Source organism: Umezawaea beigongshangensis (genome assembly GCF_016464305.1).
Classification (GTDB): domain Bacteria; phylum Actinomycetota; class Actinomycetes; order Mycobacteriales; family Pseudonocardiaceae; genus Umezawaea_A; species Umezawaea_A beigongshangensis.
The window spans coordinates 128981-145203 of sequence record NZ_JAEIOJ010000010.1; the positions used below are offsets into that span (position 1 = coordinate 128981).

Sequence of the window (16223 nt, forward strand, 5' to 3'; positions counted from 1 at the left end):
GGCGACCGCCCCCGTGCGCACCGCGGACGGGGTTCAGAGCCGGGCGAGGCGCTCGCGCAGCGTGTCCAGCCCCATGGCGCCCATCTCCAGCGCCTGCTTGTGGAACTCCTTGAGGTCGAAGGCGTCGCCGTGGCGGCGCTTGGCGTCGTCGCGGGCGGCGAGCCACAGCCGCTCACCGATCTTGTACGACGGCGCCTGCCCCGGCCAGCCGAGGTAGCGGTCGATCTCGTCGCGCACGTGGGCGGCCTCGGTGATGGTGCGGGTCAGCATGAACTCCAGCCCCAGCTCCGGGGTCCACCGCTCGCCCTCGTGGAAGCCGGTGCCCCGCGGGATCTCCAGCTTCAGGTGCATGCCGATGTCGATGATCACGCGCGCCGCGCGGAACAGGTGCGCGTCGAGCATCCCGAGCAGGTTGCCGTCGTCGTCGAGGTAGCCCAGCTCGCGCATGAGCCGCTCGGAGTACAGCGCCCAGCCCTCGCCGTGTCCGGACACCCAGCACAGCAGCCGCTGGAAGTCGTTGAGCTTCTCCGCCTGGTAGACCGCCGTCGCGACCTGGAGGTGGTGGCCGGGAACGCCCTCGTGGTAGACGGTCGTCAGCTCGCGCCAGGTGGAGAACTCCTCGCGGTCGGCCGGCACGGACCACCACATGCGGCCGGGACGGGAGAAGTCCGGCGTGGGACCGGTGTAGTACGCGCCGACGCCGCCACCGGGCGGGGCGATGCGGCACTCCAGGCCCATCAGCTCGTCGGGCAGCTCGAAGTGCACGCCGCGCAGGTCGACCAGCGCCTTGTCGGAGAGCTGCTGCATCCACGCCTGGAGCCCGTCCTGGCCCTGCACGAGGTAGCGGGGGTCGGCGTCGAGCGCGGCGGCGGCCTCGGCGAGCGTCGCGCCGGGCTTGATCCGCTCGGCGATCTGCTTCATCTCCGTCTCGATGCGGGTGAACTCCTCCCAGCCCCACTCGTAGGCCTCGGCGAGGTCCAGCCGGGAGCCGGTGAAGTACTGCGACCACAGGCGGTAGACGTCCTCGCCCACGGCGTCCTCGCGCGGAGCCCGCGGCGCGAGCTCGCCGCGCAGGAACCCGGCGAGGTCCGCGTACGCCTCGGCGGCGGCGCGGGCACCGGTCTGCAGGTCGGTGCGCAGCGCGGCGTCCACGCCCGGCACCTGCTCCGCCTTCGCGACCAGGGAGGTGAAGAACGACTTCTCACCGCGCAGACCGGCCCACGTGTCGCACTGCTCGGCGACCCGCGACACCTGGCGCACGGCGGCGACCCCGCCCCGGTCGGCGGCACCGGCGAGCGAGGTGCGCAGGTTGGCCACGGCGTCGGGCATCGCCGCGAGTCGCCGGGCGACGACCGCCCACTGCTCGGCGGTGTCGGTCGGCATCTGGTCGAAGACGTCGCGCAGGCCCTGCACAGGGCTCGCGATCACGTTGAGCGCCTGCTCGACCTGACCGGCCTCGTAGAGGTCCTTGTCCAGGCCGACGCGCTCCAGGAACACGGCCTTGGCGTTGCCCTCGGCCTCGTCGGCCGGGGTCGCGGCCTCCATGTCGGCCAGGGCGCGCACGACCAGCTCGTGGCGGGCCGCGTGTCCCTCCGGCGAGTAGTCCGTCAGCTGGTCGTCGACGTCCCCGACGCCGATCGCCGTGGCGGTCAGGGGGTCGAGAGCGGCGTACGCCGCGACGTAGGCGTCGCTGATGCCGTGCACACCGGCGGGAGTTGAAGACATGCGCGGCACGCTACCGCCCGGTGAGCGGGACCAACAGGTCTTTAGCCTTGCGCAGGAACCCGGTGCTCGTCGCCGCTTTCGACGGGTCGATCCGGGCATCTGCTGGCAGGATGACCGCGTGCCCAGGGCCCGTTCGCTGATGCTGTCCGCCGCCGTCGTGATCGCGGCGCTGTCGCTGTCCGGCTGCACGCGCCTCTACGCGGCGATGGCCGTGTCGGGGGACGACCTCGTCTCCGGGGAGGTCGTCGCCGCGACGTTGCCCGCTCAGGACAACGACCCCGGCCCGCAGTTGCAGGTCCCCTCGGAGCTGGCGAGCCGGGTGACGACGAAGCCGTACTCGGCCGACGGCTACTCGGGCACCCAGCTCTTCTTCAACGACCTCACGTTCGACGAGGTCAGACAGCTGTCGATGGCCGCCAACCCGCTGAGCAGCCGTTACACGACGACCTTCCGCCGCTCCGGCGACCTGGTCACGATGTCGGGCTCGGTCGACCTCACGCAGGTGCCGCCCGACCGCGCCGACATCCAGGTGAAGATCGCCTTCCCCGGCGACGTGATCAACACCAACGGCCGCGAGGAGGACGGCGGCACGATCGCCTGGTCACCCGAGCCGGCGCAGGCGTCGATGCTGACGTCGACCGTCCGCTTCCAGGGCACGGGCGGCAACTCGTGGTTCGGCTGGACGATGCTCGTGGCCGCCCTGACCGGCGCCGCCGCGCTGATCGTCGTGGTGCTGGCACTGGTCTCGCACCGGCGCAGCCTCGTCGCCTGAGCGGACGCTGTCACACGTCCGGGTGCTGTTTCGTCCACCGTGCACGAGACCGAACACGAGGAAGCCGTCCCCCGCTTCTGCGAGCTGCTGATCGCGACGGGCGCCGAGGCGGCCGAGGGCGACCGCGTCCGGTCAGGCCCTGACCGGGATCAGGCCCAGGCGGCCCAGCACCTCGCGCGTCGCCCTGGACCTGTTCATCGTGTAGAAGTGCAGCGCCGGGACGCCCTCGGCGAGCAGCCGCTCGCACATCTCCGTCGCGATGTCGATGCCGACCGCGCGGAACGCCGCCGGGTCGTCGCGCCACGGGTCGAGCCGCCGCGACACCTCCGGCGGCAGGTCCGCGCCGGACAGCTCCACGATCTTGGACATCATCCGCACGGTCGTCGTCGGCATGACGCCCGGCAGCAGCGCCGCCGTGCAGCCGCGCGCGGTCACGCGATCGCGCATCCGCAAGAAGTCGTCGGCCTCGTGGAACAGCTGGGCCACGGCGAAGTCGGCGCCCGCGTTCAGCTTGCGCACCAGGTAGTGGGTGTCGAGGTCGACGTCGCCGGAGCGCGGGTGCCCGTAGGGGAACGCCGCCACTCCCACGCAGAAGTCGCCCAGCTCGCGGACGAGCCGCACCAGTTCGTCGGCGTGGTTCAGGCCGTCGGGGTGCGCCACCCACTCGCCCATCGGGTCACCGGGCGGGTCGCCGCGCAGCGCCAGCACGTTGCGCACGCCGACCGCCGCGTACCAGCCGATGACGTTGCGCAGCTCCGCCACGGAGTGGTCGACGGCGGTGAGGTGCGCCACCGGCAGCAGGGTCGTCTCCTGGGCGATCCGGCCGGTCGCGCGGATCGTGCGGTCGCGGCGCGAGCCCCCGGCGCCGTAGGTGATCGAGACGAACGCCGGGTCCAGCGGCTCCAGCTCGCGCACCGCGCGCCACAGCACCTGCTCGTCCTCGGCGTCGCGCGGGGGCAAGAACTCCACGGAGAACTTGGTGCCGGGCCCGCTCAGCCTCTCCACGACCGACGTCATTCCGCCAGCCTAGAGGCACGACCGTCCTGTGGGAGCACCTGCTCACCAGTTGAGAGCAACCCCCCGGTGCGGGACCGGGCACCGCGAGAGGTGACGATAGGCGCGTGCCGCTCCATCCGCTGGACCTCGAACTGCCCAAGCACGTCGAACACGCCCTGACCGACTACCTCTCCGAGCGCCGCGCCGACGCCGAACGGATGGAGCCCACCTTCGCCGGTGCGGTGGACGCGCTGAGCGAGTTCGTCCTGACCGGCGGCAAGCGCATCCGTCCCACGTTCGCGTGGTGGGGCTGGCGAGCGGCCGGGGGCGACCCCGAGGGCCCGCTCGCCGCTCCCGTGCTCACGGCGATCGGCTCGCTGGAGCTGATCCAGGCGTGCGCGCTCGTCCACGACGACCTCATGGACGCCTCCGCGGTGCGACGCGGCCGGCCGACCGTGCACGTCGCCTTCGCGGAGAGGCACCGCGAGCACGGCTGGCTCGGCCCGGCGGAGCGGTTCGGCCTGGCGGCGTCCGTGCTGATCGGCGACGTGGCCCTGGCCTGGGCCGACGACATGCTGCTCGCCGCCGGGCTGCCCACGGACGCGCTGCGCCGGCTGAGCGTGCCGTGGCGGGACATGCGCACGGAGATGCTCGCCGGGCAGTACCTCGACGTGCTCACCCAGGCCCGCGGCGACGCCTCCGCCGACGCTGCCGTGCGCATCGACCGGCTCAAGACCGCCGCCTACACGGTGGCCAGGCCGCTGCACATGGGCGCGGCCATCGCGGGCGGCTCCCCGGAGCTGGTCGACGGTCTGCGCGCCTTCGGCGGCGAGATCGGCCTGGCGTTCCAGCTGCGCGACGACCTGCTCGGCGTGTTCGGCGACCCCGCCGTGACGGGCAAGCCCGCCGGGGACGACCTGCGCGAGGGCAAGCGCACGCTGCTCGTCGCGCTCGGGATGGAGCGCGGCGCGGACGTGCTGCACGACGTCCTCGGACGTCCAGACCTGGACGACGCCGCGGTGGACGAGGTGCGCGCCGCGCTGCGGGAGGTCGGCGCGGTGGACGCGGTCGAGGAGCGGATCTCCGCGCTCACGGCGTCCGCGCTGGACCTGCTGAGCACCACGCCGGTGGCCGAGCCCGCGGGGGAGCGCCTGGCCGAGCTGGCGGTCAGCGCGACGAAGCGCACCCGCTGACGTCACCGTCCGGCACGACCCGAACAGCACCGCGCTCGACCGGGTGACACGCGTGTCGGGAGTTCCGCCGGAGCCGTCACACCCTCGTCGCACGTGTTCACCATCGGCTGCGGATCGGCCCCGCTCCTGTGCAACGATGTTCCTCGCGATGGCCCCGACTCCGTCCTCCCCCAGCACGAGCGCCGCATCCACGCAGACGGCGCCACCCGCCGCTACGCGCGCGACGGCGGCCCGCGACGTGCCCGCGGAGCCGGAACGGGGGCGGGGCGTCCCCGTCCGCACGATCCTGCTCGGCCTCGCCGGAGTCGCCCTGATCGCGCTCGGCGGCACCGGCGCGGGCGCCACGCTCAAGCGCGACCCGCTGCTCGCGGACACCTCGTTCAGCTGGATCCGCTACGGCCACGGCTACGACCTCGCCAACGTCGTGCTCTACACCGGCGTCGGCCTGCTCGTGTGGGCGTGGGTGCGGCTCGGCCGCATGGTGCACCACCGCCTCGTCGACAGCCTCGCGGTGCTCGTCGCGATCACCGCCTGGACGCTGCCGCTGCTGTTCGCGCCGCCGCTGTTCAGCAAGGACGTCTACAGCTACCTCGCGCAGGGCCAGCTCGCGCTGCGCGGGTTCGACCCCTACGCCGTGGGTCCGGCCGCGCTGCCGAGCCCGCTCAGCGACAACGTGAGCTGGGTGTGGCAGAACACGCCCGCCCCCTACGGCCCGCTGTTCATGCTGCTGTCCAAGGGCGTCGTCGGGGTGACCGACGCGAGCGTCATCGGCGGCGTGGTCGTGATGCGCCTGGTCCTGGCCTGCGGGCTCGCGCTGCTGTGCTGGTCGCTGCCCGGCCTGGCCGGGCACCTCGGCGGACGCGCCGCCACGGCGCTGTGGCTGACCGCCGCCAACCCGCTGCTGCTGGTGCACCTCGTCGGCGGCGCGCACAACGACCTGCTGATGGTCGGCTTCCTGGCCGCCGGTGTGCTGCTCGTGCTCGACCGCAGGCACGTGCCGGGCATCGCCCTGGTCACCCTCGCGTTCTCCGTGAAGGCCACCGCCGCCGTGGCGCTGCCGTTCCTCGTGTGGGTGTGGGCGGCGCGGCTGGAGGGGCCGCAGCGGAGCAGGTTCCTCAAGGCGTGCGGCGCGAGCGTGGCGGTGTTCGCCGTGGTCTTCGGGGCGTGCACGGTCGCCGCCGGGGTGGACCTGGGCTGGATACCGGCGCTGAGCACGTCCTCGTCGATCGTGAACTGGTTGTCGATCCCCAGCGCGGTCGGCGACGTCGCGCACACCGTCGTCGACTGGTTCGTCCGCGTCGACCCCGCGATCTTCCTGACCGCGGCCAGGGGCGTCGGCTCGCTCGTGCTGCTGTGGATCGCGTGGACGCAGTGGCAGGCCGCCCGCGACGGCGGCCCGGAGGCCGTGCGCCGGGCCGCGATCACCATGCTGGCCGTGGCGCTGCTGTCCCCCGCGACGCTGCCCTGGTACTTCAGCTGGCCGCTGGTGCTCGCGGCCGGCCTCGCGTGGACCTCGTCCGGTCTGGTCGCCGCCACCCTGGCCTCGGTGTGGCTGCTGCTGGTGACGTTCCCCGACGGCGACACGGCGCTGTACTCGTGGGGCTACCTGCTGCTCGCCTTCGGCGTGTCCGTGCTGGCCGCCGTGACGGTGCTGCGGCCGGACCCGCTGGGCCTGTCCAGCCGCTACGACCGCTGAACCGAGAAGAGAGGGCCCGCGCTCGGTGAGCACGGGCCCTCGTGGAAGTTCGTCGTCCGCGGTCAGAAACCCATCGCCTGAGCGCGCCGCTTCACCTCGCGCCCCCGGTCTCCGCGCAGCGCCTCGATGGGCGTGCCGGGAAGCGTGTCGTCCTCGGTGAACAGCCAGCGCAGGATCTCCTCCGTGGAGAAGTTCTGATCGCGCAGCACCGTGATGGTGCCCGACAGGCCCTTGACCACACCCGCGGCGGCGAGGAACTGTGCGGGGACGACGAGGACACCGGCACGACGCTCGGCGAGCAGCTGCCCGTCCCTCAGCATCTGGTGCACGCGGGTGACGGGCAGACCGAGACGGTCGGCCACGTCGGGAAGAGGCAGGACCTCGAGCTCGGGGGCCAGTACATCCGCAGCGGCAGGAATCGCACTCACGGGGGTCACGATGCCATAACCCCGACCCGGATGCCCTGCGCCAACCGGGTCATCCTCCCCCCGCTCCCCCTCCGTACGATCGACTGTTGTGGAGAGGTCGTCGGCAAACGTGATCGGTGGGCTGCTCGAACAGCGCTACCGGGTGGACTCCCCGCTGGCCCGCGGAGGCATGTCGACCGTGTACCGGGGCGTGGACACGCGCCTGGACAGGCCCGTGGCCATCAAGGTGATGGACCCGCGGTTCTCCGGCGACCGCTCCTTCGTCGAGCGCTTCGAGCGGGAGGCCCGCGCCGCGGCCAGACTTCATCACCCGAACGTGGTCGCCGTGCACGACCAGGGCGTCGACCGCGTCCCGTCGGGCGAGGACCGGGTGTTCCTGGTGATGGAACTGGTCGAGGGCGGCACCCTGCGCGACCTGCTCGGCGAGCGCGGCAAGCTGCCGCCCGCCCTGGCCCTCGCCGTGCTGGAACCGGTGCTCTCGGCGCTGTCCGCCGCGCACCGGGCCGGGCTCATCCACCGCGACATCAAGCCCGAGAACGTGCTGATCGGCCGGGACGGCGCGGTCAAGGTGGCCGACTTCGGCCTGGTCCGCGCCGTCGCCAGCGCCAGCACGACGAGCGACACCACGATCCTCGGCACCGTGGCCTACCTGTCACCCGAACAGGTCGCCACGGGCGCGTCCGACGCGCGCAGCGACGTCTACTCCGCGGGCGTCACGCTCTACGAGATGCTCGCGGGTGCCCCGCCCTTCACCGGCGACACGCCCATCTCCGTCGCCTACCGCCACGTCAACGAGGACGTCCCGCCGCCCAGCGCCGCCGTGCCCGGTCTTCCCGCCGAGCTGGACGAACTGGTGCGCCGCGCGACCCGGCGCGACCCCGCGCAGCGGCTGAGCGACGCCTCCGCGTTCCTGTCCGAGGTCGAGGCGGTGCGCGAGCGCACCGGGCTGCCGCGCACACCGGTGCCCGCGCCCGCGCACGGCCACGACGAGCAGACCGTGCGGGTCGCGCCGGTCCGCGCGGCGCCGGGACCGGACGCCACCGTGCCCGTGCGGCGCGGCGCCCCCGCCCAGCCGACGCGCCCGGCCCGTCCCCCGTACGCGCCCACCCAGCAGCACGTCCGCACGCCGCCGGCCGGCACGAACACCGGTCCGCAGCGCACGCAGGCGCTGCACCGCGGCGACCTGGCCCCGCTGCCGCAGATCCCGCCGATGCCGCCTCCGCAGGCCCGTCAGGAACCGCAGGCGGCCCGGCCGCGACCCGACTCCTACGAGTCCGAGCGCCAGCGCAGCAGACGCCGCTTCGCCGTGTGGACCGGCGTCGTCGTGGTCCTGGCCCTGGTCGTGGCCGTCCTGTCGTGGTGGCTGGGCAGCGAGCGGCGGATCAGCGTGCCGGACATCAGGGGTCGTGAGGAGACCGTGGCCGTCGAGGTGCTGCGGGACGCCTCGCTCGTGCCGCAGCCGGTGCGCCAGGCCAGCGACGAGGTGCCGCGCGGCGCGGTCATCTCCACCGACCCGTCCGCGAACCAGGAGGTTCCGGAGAACAGCCCGGTGAAGCTCTACATCTCCACCGGCAGTCCGATCGTGCCGCCCGTCACCGCGGGCAGCGAGGTCGACGCGGTGCGCAGGGCCGTCGAGGACGTGGGCCTGAAGGTCGTGCTGGACGAGGCCGCCAACGTGTTCGACGAGACGGTGCCCGCGGGCAAGGTGGTCACCACCAACCCCAGGCCCAGCACGCGCGCCACCGTCGGCGGCAGCGTGACCGTCGTCGTGAGCAAGGGGCCTGCGCCCAAGCCGGTGCCGGACGTGACGAACAAGACCAGGGACGAGGCGTTCGCGGAGCTGAGCGCGGCCGGGTTCGAGCCGTTCGACGCGGGCGCCGAGCAGTCGGCGCAGGTCGAGGGGGGCCGGGTCGTCCGCACCACCCCGCCCGCGACGACCGTCGTCACCGGCGGTGACAAGCGCGTCGGCGTGGTCGTGTCCAGCTCGATCGCGATGCCGAACGTGACGGGTCAGAAGGTCGACGACGCGAAGAGGATCCTCGGCGAGCTCGGGCTCCAGGTGGACGTGCAGTTCAACAACCGCGGCGACGCGCGGGTGTTCAACCAGTCGGTCCCGCCGGGCACGAGGGTCGACCGGGGTGCCCGGATCACCCTGTTCGCGATCTGACCGGCGAATACGAGGGGCCCCTCTCCGCGGAGAGGGGCCCCTCGTGTTCGTGCCGGACGTCGTGCCGGATCAGGAGCGGAGCATCTCCGCGACCAGGAAGGCCAGCTCCAGCGACTGCTGGGTGTTCAGGCGCGGGTCGCACGCCGTCTCGTAGCGGCCGGACAGGTCGGCGTCGGAGATCTCCTGCGCGCCGCCGAGGCACTCGGTGACGTCCTCGCCGGTCAGCTCGATGTGGATGCCGCCGGGGTGCGTGCCGAGGCGGCGGTGCACCTCGAAGAAGCCCTGCACCTCGTCGACGATCCGGTCGAAGTGCCGGGTCTTGTAGCCGGTGGAGGACTCGTGGGTGTTGCCGTGCATCGGGTCGCACTGCCAGATGACCAGGTGGCCCGAAGCGGTGACCTTCTCCACGATGGGCGGCAGCACGTCGCGGATCTTGCCGTTGCCCATGCGGCTGATCAGGGTCAGCCGGCCGGGCGTGTTGTGCGGGTCGAGGCGCTCGACGTACTCCACGGCCTGCTCCGGCGACGTGCCGGGGCCGATCTTCAGGCCGATCGGGTTGTTGAGCAGCTCGGCGAAGGCGATGTGCGCGCCGTCGAGCTGCCGGGTGCGCTCCCCGATCCACAGGAAGTGCGAGGACAGGTCGTACAGCTTGGCCTGCTCACCGCTGTTGTCCAGCCGCAGCAGCGCCCGCTCGTAGTCCAGCAGCAGCGCCTCGTGCGAGGCGAAGATCTCCGTCGTGTGCAGCGAGGCGTCGGTGACGCCGCACGCCGACATGAAGCGCAGGCCCCGGTCGATCTCGGCCGCGAGCGCCTCGTACCGCTCGCCCGCGGGCGAGGTGCGCACGAAGTCCTTGTTCCAGTCGTGCACCCGGTGCAGGTCGGCCATGCCCGCGCTGGTCAGCGCGCGCAGCAGGTTCATCGCCGCGCCGGCGTTGGCGTACGCCCTGATCAGTCGGCCGGGGTCGGCCACGCGGGCCTCGGGGGTCGGGGTCAGGGAGTTGACGATGTCGCCGCGGTAGGACGGCAGGCCGAGCGCGTCGAGGTTCGACGAGCGGGGCTTGGCGTACTGACCGGCGATGCGGCCGACCTTCACGACGGGCACGCTCGCGCCGTAGGTGAGGACGACGGCCATCTGCAGCAGGGTCCGGATGTTGGCGCGGATGTGCGGCTCTGTGTTGTCCGCGAACGTCTCCGCGCAGTCTCCGCCCTGCAGCAGAAACGCCTCGCCCCGCGCCACCTGGGCGAGGTTCTCGCGCAACCGGTCGATCTCGGCCGGCACGGTGATGGGCGGCACGCTCTCCAGCACCGCGCGCACCCTGCGCACCTGCTCGGCGTCCGGCCACTCCGGCTGCTGAGCAGCGGGGCGGGCGAGTGCCTCGTCCAGGCGAGCGCGCATCTCGGGGGGCAGCGGCGGAAGCTCGGGAAGCGTGTCCACGGGCACGTCCACGGTCCAGTTCACACTGCCAAGAGTATGCGTTCCACTCTGAGAGACGGCTCCGGGGACGCGCAGCACCTCGCGCGTCCCCGGTCCGCCATCCGATCGTGTGGTCTGGACCTGGATGATGGCTCACATGAGTGAGACCCGTTCGGATGACGCGACCGCGGCCCGTCTGCTCTCGACGGCTGTGACCAACGTCCAGCGGCACCACCCCGTCCACTGGACGCGCATGGTGTCCTCGGACGCCGACCTGGTGCCGCACCGGGTGCTGCACCCGGTGTTCGCGGGGTCCTACGACTGGCACTCCTGCGTGCACCAGACGTGGCTCGCGGTGCGCGTGCTGCGACTCCGCCCGCACGTGGAGGGGGCGGCGGAGGCCGAGGCCGTGCTCGACTCCCTGATCACTCCGGAGGGCTGCGCCACCGAGGCCGCGTTCTTCAGCGCGCCGGAGGGCCTGTACTGGGAGCGCCCCTACGGCTGGGCGTGGCTGCTGCTGCTCGACGCCGAGCTGCGCACGTCGGGCTCCCGCTGGGCGGAGCCGCTGCGCCCGCTGAGCGAGGCCGTGCGGGCGAACTGGCTGACGTGGATCACCGGGGCGACGCTGCCGGTGCGCACCGGCACGCACGGCAACACCGCGCTGGCGACGGCACTGGTGCTGGACGCGGCGCGCGCCGTCGGCGACTCCGAACTGGCGGCGGCGTGCGAGGCGGCGGCGCTGCGCTGGTACCGCGGCGACACCCGCTACGGTGCGTACGAGCCGGACGCGGCCGACTTCCTCTCCCCGGCGCTGACCGAGGCCGACCTGCTGCGGAGGGTGCTGCCGCAGCAGGAGTTCACGGCGTGGTTCGAGGCGTTCCTGCCCGACCTCGACGAGGACAGGTGGACGACGCTGCGCGAGCCGTTCCCGGCCGACGACCCGTCCGACCCCTACGGCGCGCACCTGGCCGGGCTCGCGCTGTCGCGCGCCTGGGGCTGGGCCGCGCTCGCCGGGGCGCTGCCCGCCGGCCACCGGTGGGCGGCGACTGCGGAGAGGGCGGCCCAGCGGCACCACGAGGCGGGGTGGAGCTACGTGTTCGGCCACGGCTACGCCGCCGAGCACTGGCTCGGCACGTTCGCCGCGTACCTCGACCTGGGCGCTCTGGACTGAGCACCCGCCCCGGCGCTCGCGGTGGCCGGCGCCGGGACGGGCTCGGGCGCTGCGCCCGGCGGCTCAGCCGAAGAAGACCTCGGCCTCGGCGTAGCGCTCCAGGGGGACGGTCTTCAGCTCGGCCGTGGCCTCGGCGAGCTTCACCCGCACGATGTCGGTGCCGCGCAGGGCCACCATGACGCCGAAGTCGCCCTCGGCGACGGCGTCCACGGCGTGCAGGCCGAAGCGGGTGGCGAGCACGCGGTCGTAGGCCGTGGGGATGCCGCCGCGCTGGGTGTGGCCCAGCACGACCGCGCGGGACTCCTCGCCGGTGCGCTGGGCGATCTCCTCCGCGAGCCACGTGCCGACGCCGCCGAGCCGCACGTGCCCGAACGCGTCCTTCTCACCGGAGTTCAGCACCTCGGCGCCGCCCTCCGGGACGGCGCCCTCGGCGACGACGATGATCGGCGCGAACTGGCGCTCGAACCGCCGCCGCACCCACTCGACGACCTTGTCCACGCTGAACGGCCGCTCGGGAACCAGGATCACGTTGGCGCCGCCGGCGAGGCCCGAGTGCAGGGCGATCCACCCGGCGTGGCGGCCCATGACCTCCACGACGAGGGCGCGGTGGTGGGACTCGGCGGTGGTGCGCAGCCGGTCGATCGACTCGGTGGCGATGTGCACCGCCGTGTCGAAGCCGAACGTGTAGTCGGTGGCGCCCAGGTCGTTGTCGATGGTCTTCGGCACCCCCACGACGTTGACGCCGTCGTCGGTGAGCCGCTTCGCGACCCCCAGGGTGTCCTCGCCGCCGATCGCGATCAGCGCGTCGATCCCGTTGTCGGCGAGAACGCCGCGGACGCGGTCGACGCCGCCCTCGATCTTGTAGGGGTTGGTGCGGGAAGAACCGAGGATCGTGCCGCCCCTGGTGAGGATGTCCTCCACGTCGTCCAGACCGATCGGCTTGGTGAGCCCCTCCAGCGGACCCTGCCAGCCGTTGCGGAAACCGACGACCTCCCAGTCGTGTGCCTCGACGCCCTTGCGCACGACGGCACGGATGACCGCGTTCAGGCCGGGACAGTCCCCGCCACCAGTGAGCACACCGATGCGCATTCGCTTCGTCCGATCTCCTCGTCGCCTCACCGGCGCGTAGTGGCCGGCGTCACTCTCGCGGGCTCAGCGTGGCACGGGCTGGATCGGTGCAGCAACACTCCGGTCACAAACGACCGGTAAGGATCAGTCGTCGGTGAACCCGTGCTTGCGACGCTCCTCCTCGATCACCTTCCAGCGGGCGAGGTTGTGCCTGGCGTCGGCCAGCGCGTCGTGCGCGTCGGCGGGCGCCTTGGGCAGCACGGGCTTGCCGACGTCCTCCCAGCGCTGGCGCAGGTCGCGGGTGAAGCGGGGCAGGCAGCGCGGCAGCGCGGGCATCGCGCCCCACAGCTGGGCGAGGGCCACGTGGTCGTAGGCGGCGAACCACGCCCACAGCTCGACGTCGTCCCGGTTGGCCCCGGGGCCGCCGAAGAACTCCAGGAGGTCGGTGCGGATGCGCTCGCGGCTGCGCCACGCCCGGCTCGCCGGTGGCGGGAGCTGGTTCAGCACGTTGTGCCGCACCCACGGTCCCGCCCTGTCCGGGTCGAACTCGGTGGACACGGCGTAGAACTCGCGGCCCTCCTCGTCGACCACACCGATCGACACGAGGTCGATGGTCACGCCGTCCTCGATGAACTCACAGTCGTAGAAGAACCGCACCGCATCACACTACGGACCCGCTCGTCCGGCCCCGGTCCCGGGCAGCCGATCGGCCTGCTCGCCCGCCTTCTGCTCGGGCAGCGCGGCGACGGCGGCCTGCTCCTCCTTGGCCTTCGCCGCGTAGACGTCGACGTACTCCTGGCCGGACAGCTCCATCAGGGCGTACATGATCTCGTCGGTGATCGAGCGCAGCACGAAGCGGTCGCCGGACAGGCCCTCGTAGCGGGAGAAGTCCAGCGGCTTGCCGATCTTGATCCGGATCGGGTAGGGCCGCCACATCCGCGAACCGATGGGGTTCGCCCTGTCGGTGCCGATCATCGCCACCGGGATCACCGGAGCGCCGGACTCCAGCGCGATCCACGCGACGCCGACCTTGCCCTTGTAGAGGCGGCCGTCGGGCGAGCGCGTGCCCTCCGGGTAGATGCCGAGCACCTTGCCCGCGCGGACGATGCGCACGCCCGTGTCGAGCGCGCCCTGCGCCGCCGACGCGCTGGAGCGGTCGATCGGGACCTGGCCGACGCCGGAGAAGAACCACTTCTGGAGCTTGCCCTTGAGTCCGGGACCGGTGAAGTACTCGATCTTCGCGGGGAAGGTCATCCTGCGGGACAGCTTCAGCGGCAGGAAGAACGAGTCGGACACCGCGAGGTGGTTGCTCGCGAGGATCACGCCCCCGCTCTCGGGAACGTGCTCCGCGCCCTCGATCCGCGGCCGGAAGAACACGTGCAGCAACGGCCCGAGAAGAACGTGTTTCATCAACCAGTACAGCACTGCTGGGAGCGCCTCCCTCGGCGAACTCGATCACGACACCGCGCCCACGACACCACGCAGGCGGCCAGCCTACGGAGCCGACGGCGCCAGGCACAACGAACAGCGGGCCCGGCCGCGCGGGCACAACTCCCCCGGCTGCCGCAACCGCAACGGACGCGGGTCGTGCGACGATGGAGCAACGGACACCCGCGACCCGGGAGGGGCTGGAGCACGCCCATGAACCACCGCCGCGACTCGACGGACGGCCCCGAGGACGTTGACGCGGCCTTCGCCGAGATCGTCGCGAGCCTCGAACGCGAAGGGGTCGGCTCCGCGTGGTCGGCCACCGGTTTCGCGGACGACTCCGACGAGCAGCCCGACACCTCGCCCGCGAAGGCGTCCACCACCGAGCCGCGCACGCCCGTTCCCGGCCGGGACGCGCCCGAGTCCGAGGCGTCCACTCCGGACGCGCCCGCTCCTGAGCCGCCGCCCGAGCCCGGTGGCCGGGGCCGCGAGGACACCGCTCTCGCCACTCGTCCCGAGGACGACCTCGACGACCAGCGGGGGCGCACCGCTCCCGACGACGGCCCGGACGACCACTTCGTCCCGCCGGAGCCGCCGCCGATGCCGTCGCTGCGTCCCGGCACCATCGCGGCGCTGGGCGTCGTGCTGCTGGGTGTCGTCCTGCTCGTCGCTCCCGGCCTGTTCGGACTCCGCACGAGCATCAGCGCGCCGCTGGCCCTCGTGGCGATGTGCACCGGAGCGGGCTGGCTGATCCTGCGCCTGCGCCACGACCCGCCGCCCGACAGCGGCTGGGACGACGGCGCGCGGCTCTGACTCCGACGGCCGGCCGGGTGGTCAGCGGCGGCCGTTGCGGGCCGTCGCGTCGGCCAGGTCCCTCGCCATCGTCGCCACACCCACGATGCCCGCGTCGTCACCGAGCTGGGCGGTCCGGATGCGGGCGAGCGGACGGTGCCCGGCACCGGTGACCACCGAGGCGTAGCGCTCGCGGGCGTCGTCGAGGAACAGCGGGGCCGACTCCGACACGCCGCCGCCGACGACCACGACCTCCGGGTCGTACACGTCGGCCACCAGCGCGAGGCCGTCGCCGAGCCACCGGGCCAGGTCGGCCATCGCGCGCAGCGCCAGCGGATCGCCGTCGCGGGCAGCACCCGCCACCCGGCGCCCGGTCACGGCGCGCGCGTCGCCGGCCGCCTCCCGCGCCAGCACGGTGGACGCGCCGGGGTGCTTGGCCAGCAGTTCCACCGCCGTCGTGCTCAGCGCCGTGCCGCTGCAGTACCGCTCCCAGCAGCCGCTCTTGCCGCACGGGCACGGCCGCCCGCCGGGCACGACCCGCAGGTGACCCAGTTCGGGCGCGACGCCGTGCGCGCCGCGGAACACCTGGCCGTCGAGCAGCAGCGCGCCACCGATGCCCGTGCCGATCGCGACCAGCGCGGCGACCTTCGCGCCGCGCGCGGCGCCGAAGCGGTGCTCGCCGAGGGCGGCGGCGTTGGCGTCGTGCTCCAGCACGACGGGCATCCCCAGCCGCTCGGACATGCGGTCCGCGACGGGCGCCTGCCGCCAGGCCAGGTGCGGCGCGAAGCGCACGCTGCGCCGGTCCGAGGTCACGAAACCGGCGACGGCCAGGCCGACCGCGGTGACCCGGTGCCGTCCGGCCAGCTCGGCGACCGCCGCGGCGATGGCCTGCTCCAGCGGTTCCGCACCGGACGGGGTGGGCGAGCGGGTGGTGTCGAGGACGGCGCCGTCACCGTCGACCACCCCGGCTCGCACGCTCGTCCCGCCCACGTCGATGCCGATCGTCAGCACCCGTTGCTCCGGCGGACGACCTGGATGTGCTGCACGCGCGACTCCTCCGGCGGTGCTGCCGCCGGCTCGGGCGGTGCTTCTCGTGTGGTGGTGGTGGTGGCCGCGGGCTCGGCGAGGGCGGTGCGCAGCACCGCGATCAGCCCGGCGACGTGCTCGGCGGCCTTCGCCGCGAGTTCGGAGCGGTCCCCGCGCAGCACGGCCGCGGTGTTGCACACCGGGCACCAGCCGCAGGTCTGCGGCGTGTGCTCGTCCTGCTCACCCGCGGCCGCGGCCCTCTGCAACCACGGTTGCGCGCGCTCGGCCGCGGTGTCCAGCAGCAGGCGCAGCTCCTCGGCCAGGCGGCCGGTGCTCTCGTCCTTCATG

The 16223-nt window shown here is 73.2% G+C and carries 15 protein-coding genes; 6 read left to right on the forward strand and 9 right to left on the reverse strand.

All coding sequences use genetic code 11. The features are described 5' to 3' along the window. Positions 1-33: 33 nt before the first annotated feature. Positions 34-1725, reverse strand: a complete 1692-nt coding sequence (locus tag IMZ35_RS23370; protein WP_199443311.1) for a DUF885 domain-containing protein — start codon at positions 1723-1725, stop codon at positions 34-36. A gap of 118 nt (positions 1726-1843) precedes the next feature. Between IMZ35_RS23370 and IMZ35_RS23375 the strand changes: the two genes are divergently transcribed. Continuing rightward, the gene (locus tag IMZ35_RS23375) at positions 1844-2497 is read left to right on the forward strand and encodes an LppM family (lipo)protein (protein ID WP_199443312.1); all 654 of its coding nucleotides are present in this window, start codon (positions 1844-1846) and stop codon (positions 2495-2497) included. A gap of 132 nt (positions 2498-2629) precedes the next feature. Here the strand turns inward: IMZ35_RS23375 and metF are convergent, their stop codons facing one another. Continuing rightward, the gene (metF, locus tag IMZ35_RS23380) at positions 2630-3514 is read right to left on the reverse strand and encodes a methylenetetrahydrofolate reductase [NAD(P)H] (RefSeq protein WP_199443313.1); all 885 of its coding nucleotides are present in this window, start codon (positions 3512-3514) and stop codon (positions 2630-2632) included. Between the two features lie 104 nt (positions 3515-3618). On the opposite strand from metF, the gene IMZ35_RS23385 reads away from it, so the two are divergent. Together IMZ35_RS23385 and mptB are read left to right on the forward strand one after the other, a co-directional pair. Continuing rightward, positions 3619-4686 (forward strand): polyprenyl synthetase family protein, encoded by a 1068-nt coding sequence (locus tag IMZ35_RS23385; RefSeq protein WP_199443314.1) that lies wholly within the window; start codon positions 3619-3621, stop codon positions 4684-4686. Between the two features lie 148 nt (positions 4687-4834). Then, the gene (gene mptB / locus IMZ35_RS23390; RefSeq protein ID WP_199443315.1) at positions 4835-6382 is read left to right on the forward strand and encodes a polyprenol phosphomannose-dependent alpha 1,6 mannosyltransferase MptB; all 1548 of its coding nucleotides are present in this window, start codon (positions 4835-4837) and stop codon (positions 6380-6382) included. 62 nt (positions 6383-6444) lie between these two features. On the opposite strand, the gene IMZ35_RS23395 is transcribed toward mptB, so the two are convergent. Continuing rightward, a complete protein-coding gene (locus tag IMZ35_RS23395; RefSeq protein WP_199443316.1) occupies positions 6445-6810 on the reverse strand; it encodes an Rv2175c family DNA-binding protein in 366 nt (121 codons plus the stop codon). Positions 6811-6919: 109 nt separating this feature from the next. On the opposite strand from IMZ35_RS23395, the gene pknB reads away from it, so the two are divergent. Continuing rightward, positions 6920-8977 carry a Stk1 family PASTA domain-containing Ser/Thr kinase gene (gene pknB / locus IMZ35_RS23400; RefSeq protein WP_307868667.1) on the forward strand — a complete coding sequence of 686 codons (2058 nt, stop codon included), beginning with the start codon at positions 6920-6922 and terminating at the stop codon, positions 8975-8977. A gap of 69 nt (positions 8978-9046) precedes the next feature. On the opposite strand, the gene IMZ35_RS23405 is transcribed toward pknB, so the two are convergent. Continuing rightward, positions 9047-10435, reverse strand: coding sequence for a class II 3-deoxy-7-phosphoheptulonate synthase (locus IMZ35_RS23405; protein WP_199443317.1), 1389 nt, complete (start codon positions 10433-10435; stop codon positions 9047-9049). Positions 10436-10547: 112 nt separating this feature from the next. Between IMZ35_RS23405 and IMZ35_RS23410 the strand changes: the two genes are divergently transcribed. Next, entirely contained in the window at positions 10548-11561 is a 1014-nt protein-coding gene (locus IMZ35_RS23410; RefSeq protein ID WP_199443318.1) for a DUF2891 family protein, read from the forward strand. 63 nt (positions 11562-11624) lie between these two features. Here the strand turns inward: IMZ35_RS23410 and IMZ35_RS23415 are convergent, their stop codons facing one another. The 3 genes from IMZ35_RS23415 to IMZ35_RS23425 form a co-directional block, all read right to left on the reverse strand. Then, positions 11625-12650, reverse strand: a complete 1026-nt coding sequence (locus IMZ35_RS23415; RefSeq protein WP_199443319.1) for a 6-phosphofructokinase — start codon at positions 12648-12650, stop codon at positions 11625-11627. Positions 12651-12773: 123 nt separating this feature from the next. Then, on the reverse strand, positions 12774-13286 hold the full coding sequence (locus tag IMZ35_RS23420; protein ID WP_199443320.1) for a polyadenylate-specific 3'-exoribonuclease AS: 513 nt from the start codon (positions 13284-13286) through the stop codon (positions 12774-12776). 9 nt (positions 13287-13295) lie between these two features. Continuing rightward, on the reverse strand, positions 13296-14054 hold the full coding sequence (locus IMZ35_RS23425; protein WP_199443321.1) for a lysophospholipid acyltransferase family protein: 759 nt from the start codon (positions 14052-14054) through the stop codon (positions 13296-13298). 216 nt (positions 14055-14270) lie between these two features. Between IMZ35_RS23425 and IMZ35_RS23430 the strand changes: the two genes are divergently transcribed. Then, complete coding sequence (locus IMZ35_RS23430; protein ID WP_199443322.1) at positions 14271-14870, forward strand: hypothetical protein; 600 nt, start codon at positions 14271-14273, stop codon at positions 14868-14870. A 21-nt stretch (positions 14871-14891) separates the two neighbouring features. Here IMZ35_RS23430 and IMZ35_RS23435 read toward each other — a convergent pair whose 3' ends face one another. Together IMZ35_RS23435 and IMZ35_RS23440 are read right to left on the reverse strand one after the other, a co-directional pair. Further along, positions 14892-15860 (reverse strand): ROK family glucokinase, encoded by a 969-nt coding sequence (locus tag IMZ35_RS23435; RefSeq protein WP_307868669.1) that lies wholly within the window; start codon positions 15858-15860, stop codon positions 14892-14894. Further along, complete coding sequence (locus IMZ35_RS23440) at positions 15854-16222, reverse strand: hypothetical protein (RefSeq protein WP_199443323.1); 369 nt, start codon at positions 16220-16222, stop codon at positions 15854-15856. The genes IMZ35_RS23435 and IMZ35_RS23440 overlap by 7 nt, the downstream gene beginning before the upstream one ends. Position 16223: the final 1 nt, after the last annotated feature.